Origin of the sequence: uncultured Gimesia sp., assembly GCF_937919775.1 — a bacterium.
Taxonomy (GTDB): Bacteria; Planctomycetota; Planctomycetia; order Planctomycetales; family Planctomycetaceae; genus Gimesia.
The window spans coordinates 1-5,042 of sequence record NZ_CALFPF010000742.1; the positions used below are offsets into that span (position 1 = coordinate 1).

Genomic DNA, 5,042 nt, shown 5'->3' on the forward strand with positions numbered 1-5,042 from the left:
AGCTGGTCTCCTCTGAGAGCTATTTTTCAAGTTGTATCAAACTGGCAATCCATTGATGTTAAGGAGAAATCCGTTGAAGTGCTCATTTCGTTTTTTCGTGTTGATGTTGCTGGCGCTCTGCTGTAGTCCGCTTTTGTGTCGGGCAGCGGAAACGTCTGCTGAAAAATTATCCGTGCTGCTGATCGATGGTCAGAACAATCATCAGTGGCAGCAGACGACGCCGTTGCTCAAAAAGATTCTGGAAAATTCGGGTCGTTTTGAAGTCGAAGTCTCCACCACGCCGCCGAGTGCGCCGCGCAAACCCCGCAAGCCCGACGGCAAACTGACTGACGCACAGCAGAAAAATTATGAGTCTCAGCTCAAGGAATGGGAAGCAGCGGCAGCCCGTTACAAACTGGAATCGTCGACGCTCTGGAAAGCGTGGCGGCCCGATTTCAAATCGTACGATGTAGTGGTCAGTAACTACAACGGCGAAAGCTGGCCCGAAGAAGTGAAGCAGGCCTTCGATGAATATGTCTCTTCCGGCGGCAGTTTTGTGGTTGTGCATGCAGCCGACAATTCGTTTTCCGACTGGCCCGCTTATAACAAAATGATCGCCGTCGGTGGCTGGGGCGGACGCAATGAAAAATCCGGTCCCATGCTGCGTTTGCGCGACGACAAATGGACCAGAGACACCAGCGCCGGTAACGGCGGAACGCATGGCACAAAAATTCCGGTTGTTGTCAAAGTTCGTCAACCCGAGCATCCGATTGTCAAAGGTCTCCCCGTCGAGTGGATGCATCCGGCGGACGAAGTCTACGGCAAACTCCGGGGCCCGGCGGAAAATGTGACGATCCTCGCAACCGCCTATTCCGAGCCGAACGAACGCGGCACCGGCGAACACGAGCCGATTATGATGACCATCGACTACGGCAAAGGCCGTGTGTTCCATACGACATTGGGCCATGATACCGTGGCTCTGCAGGGAACCGGTTTTCAGATCACTTTGCAGCGGGGCACCGAATGGGCGGCGACCGGCAAGGTCACACAACCACTTCCCAAAGTCAAATGGAATGATAACGAACCGACGGTTCAAACCCCCTGATCGTGGGAGCGTGAGGCCGATCCTGTTGATAAAAAAACGACGAAAAGAAGGTGAGATCAGCTAACTGGTTTCACCTTCTTCTATTTGTTTGTGGAGGCGAACGGCGTCCACATGCTTTTTTCGCATCCGCAAGTTGATCATCTCGACGGTGACGGAAAACGCCATCGCAAAATAGATGTAACCTTTGGGGACGTGAATTCCAAAACCTTCGATCATGAGCGTCACGCCGACCATGATCAGAAACGAGAGCGCCAGAATTTTAATCGTCGGATGCTGATCGACAAAATTGCCGATCGATTTCGCAGCGAACAGCATCACTCCGACCGAGAGGATAATCGCAATCGCCATGATCGATACATGCTCCGACAACCCGACGGCGGTAATCACCGAGTCCAGCGAGAAGATGATATCCAGCACGCCGATCTGCACCAGCACCGATCCGAAGGTGGCTTGCGCGGCGGACGCCCCCGATTCCTCCGACGGCATGCCTTCCAGACTGTTGTGAATTTCATGAGTCGCTTTGGCCAGCAGGAACAACCCGCCCCCAATCAGGATCAGGTCGCGTCCCGAGAATTCGCGGCCCAGCAGTGAAAACCAGGGTTCGGTGAGCCCCATCACCCAGGAAATGGAAAACAGCAGAACGAGCCGCGCGACCATGGCCAGGCTGAGCCCCAGACTCCGGGCGAGGTCCCTCTGTTTTTCAGGCAGCCGACCGACGAGAATGGAAATGAAAATAATGTTGTCGATCCCCAGCACGACTTCCAGCGACGTCAACGTCGCCAACGCAATCCAGGCTTCAGGGCTGGCCAGCCATTCAAACATTCTTGCTCCAATCAACTAAATGAAAATTCGACACGTAACGGATTATACACATCGGTTCGGTTCTGAAAAGAAAGGGAACGAATTCGGTTGCGGGTTGGTTTATCGAAATTCCGAATCTCGCAACAGAATTCAAAGAAATTCTTCCGTCAAGCTGAGTTACCTCACACTTTTCCGAACAGAAAACGCGGTTGACAATTTCAGGAATCGGTGGCTCAGCAGATTTCCTTTGAAAACGGGTGAAAATTTTCGACTTGACCCGCTGCCGCCTGTCTGGAAACTCTGATTTATGCGTCGCGCGCGAGTGAGATTTATTTCCGGCGAATCGATCAACGACTGTGGTTTTCAGCACTACAAAACCCGCTGGTTTCAGACCGATTTCAGGGCGCACGCTCAAAACGACTTCGCAATGTGCAGGTCGGAAGCAGTCGTTTTCGGTCACCTGTGCGGCATTAACGCGCATCAGCCCCCTCGAAATCGCCACGACCTCGACATTAACGCGCATGGCCGTCTCCCGGATCGAGAAACTCTCAGAAAATAATTCACGTGCCACCAACTCACAGACCACGATCACGGTTTCCTTCAAGAAAATGCTGTAGGGGTAGTGTAAAACGGAAATCAGTTGCATAAAAAAAGAGCGCACTGCCCCCTCGCGGCACTGTTCTCCGCCAGGAAAAAATGCACCCTCGCATTGTACGCGAACACAAGGAGCGGACCTGAGGTGAACAGCAGGCACTGCGAAATCGAAAGGCAGGCAGTCTCGTGCCGTGCATCTCCTGTACGGTCAAAGGCAGAACACGCCCCCACAACCAGTCTGGAACAGAATTCCAGATGTATTGACCTCTGGTCCGTTTTCTACTTGAAAACAGTGGCTTTATGTATAAATTCTTCTCTATTATTTCACAGTTTGATACTCAAATACGCATTGAGTTTGCTGTCGTGCGTGGTAGTATACAAACCTCTAAACTGTCAATATCCAACCGTAATCTATTAGATCCCCAAGCCGGATAATTCCAATATGTTTCCATTCCAGTGGCTCTCTTCATTGAAGAACCAGCTTCGCTCCCGTTCTTCCCGAACAAAACGCAACTCAAATCGCCGCAATCAAGCTCCGTTCGCACGGGCGCTGGTTTCTCGCAATGTCATTGAGACACTCGAAGACCGCACGCTGCTGACCACCCTTACTGTCGTAAATATGGATGATTCCGGCGAAGGCAGTTTGAGGGCGGCCATCGAAGAGGCCAATGCAAATGCAGGCGCGGATGCGATTACCTTCGACGCTGCGCTGGCGGGGCAGACGATTGTACTGACCAGTGAATTGCAGATTTCGGATCACCTGACAATTACGGGGCTGGGGGCCGATCAACTGACACTGGATGGCGACAACAACAGTCGTATTTTTAATATTGATGATGATTCCATATCTTCAACAATCACGGTTGAGATCAGCGGTCTGAAGTTAACAAACGGGAATTCTAATACGGTTGATTCTGAATTGGCAGACAATGGAGGTGCCATTTTCAGCACCGAAAATCTGATTGTTGAGAATTGTATCTTTACCGGCAATACTGCCGGATCTGGTGGGGCGATCTATGATGATACCAGTTCTTTAACGGTACGAGGCAGTCAGTTTATCGGGAATACGGCAGAAGAAAGTGATGGAGGGGCCATCTATCACAGTGAAACGTTCCCTTACCCGGAAGACGGTGAACTGGTTTTGATTGAAAACTCTCAGTTCACAGGCAATCATGCACGACTCGCGGGAGGGGCTGTTCTATTGCGCGATGGTATTTGTATCGTCAATGGCAGTACCTTCATTGAAAATACGGCAGAGTTTCCCGGCGGTGCCATTTCGAATGTCTTCGGTGACCTGACCGTGAATGACAGCAGTTTTATCGAGAATCATACTGATTTCAGCGGTGGGGCGATTAATAACAGTGCTATGCTGTTCGTTTCCGGATCGACTTTTGACAGGAATACGGCCGATGTCAATGGTGGGGGAATCTACAGCCAGGGGTCTAAGAGTGTCACAATCCATAACAGTACATTCTCCGGAAACAGCAGCGTGTTCGACGGAGGCGGAATTTTCGTACTCGGCAGCAAGCCCGTTTCTATTATCAACAGCACGATTGTTGGCAATGTGGCTACCGGAAGTAATATCAGCAAAGGCGGCGGAGTCTATCTGTTTAGCTCCGCGCCTACTACGATTTCAAATACGATCATTGCAGGGAATCAAGCTGATTCAGAAGACCAGATTGATGGCACTTTCACAGGCACTGCCAACATCATCCAAGAGAGTTTCGCTGGACTGCTGGATCCGGAATTGAAAGACAACGGGGGACTGACAAAAACGCATGCCCTGTTGGCTGACAGCGCTGCGCTGAATGCCGGCGAAAATACCGCAGCGACCAGCGCGGGGCTGACAACAGATCAGCGGGGAAGCGGGTTCTCAAGAATCGTTTCCGGCATCATTGACATTGGCGCTTTCGAATCTTCCGTCGCGGTACCAGTCGCTCTGGTCGTCAGTACCACCTCCGATGTAGTCGATGGAAATTATTCAGCCGGCCAACTGTCGCTTCGCGAGGCGATTTCTCTGGCGAATACGACGTCAGGCGCGGATACGATCTCATTTGATGCTTCGCTGGCAGGGCAGACGATTGTGCTGACCAGTGAATTGCTGATATCCGATGATCTGACCATTACTGGCCTCGGTGCCGATCTGCTGACGTTGGATGGCGACAACAACAGTCGTATTTTCAAGATTGATAATGGTTTTAGTGGGACTACCATTACAGTTGAAATCGAAGGGCTGACTTTGACGAATGGAAATTCTAATGAGTCAGGCAGTTCGACAGACGGACATGGCGGGGCCATCTTGAGCCTGGAAAATTTGACCGTTAAGGACAGTGTCCTGAGAGGCAACAGGGCGCGACTGGGTGGTGGCGCGATCTTTAGCAGGTATTCATCCCTGACAATCGAAAACAGTTTAATTACTGAAAATACTGCTGAGTTGCACGGTGGGGGTGGAGTTTATTATGGGCAGACTGGCGGTACTGATTTAATCATCCGTGAGAGTACCTTCTCATTCAACACGACAGATTTCAGAGGTGGAGCCCTTTTTGTCTCAACCGGTAACGTA

4 protein-coding genes are annotated in these 5,042 nt (G+C 51.1%); 2 read left to right on the top strand and 2 right to left on the bottom strand.

Going from position 1 to position 5,042, the window contains the following annotated elements; translation table 11 throughout:
• Positions 1-73: 73 nt before the first annotated feature.
• Positions 74-1,084 (top strand): ThuA domain-containing protein, encoded by a 1,011-nt coding sequence (locus tag Q0294_RS21040; RefSeq protein ID WP_299469380.1) that lies wholly within the window; start codon positions 74-76, stop codon positions 1,082-1,084.
• Positions 1,085-1,144: 60 nt separating this feature from the next.
• On the opposite strand, the gene Q0294_RS21045 is transcribed toward Q0294_RS21040, so the two are convergent.
• Positions 1,145-1,906, bottom strand: coding sequence for a TerC family protein (locus Q0294_RS21045; RefSeq protein ID WP_299469381.1), 762 nt, complete (start codon positions 1,904-1,906; stop codon positions 1,145-1,147).
• Positions 1,899-2,531 (bottom strand): hypothetical protein, encoded by a 633-nt coding sequence (locus Q0294_RS21050; protein ID WP_299469382.1) that lies wholly within the window; start codon positions 2,529-2,531, stop codon positions 1,899-1,901. Before Q0294_RS21050 ends, Q0294_RS21045 begins: the two co-directional genes overlap by 8 nt.
• Positions 2,532-2,921: 390 nt before the next feature.
• Between Q0294_RS21050 and Q0294_RS21055 the strand changes: the two genes are divergently transcribed.
• On the top strand, positions 2,922-5,042 hold a 2,121-nt coding region (locus Q0294_RS21055; RefSeq protein ID WP_299469383.1), incomplete at its 3' end, for a choice-of-anchor Q domain-containing protein.

Coding starts and splice junctions, on each gene's coding strand:
- Q0294_RS21050 (WP_299469382.1), bottom strand. CDS start 2,531: ATGCAACTGATTTCCGTTTTACACTACCCCTACAGCATTTTCTTGAAG.
- Q0294_RS21045 (WP_299469381.1), bottom strand. CDS start 1,906: ATGTTTGAATGGCTGGCCAGCCCTGAAGCCTGGATTGCGTTGGCGACG.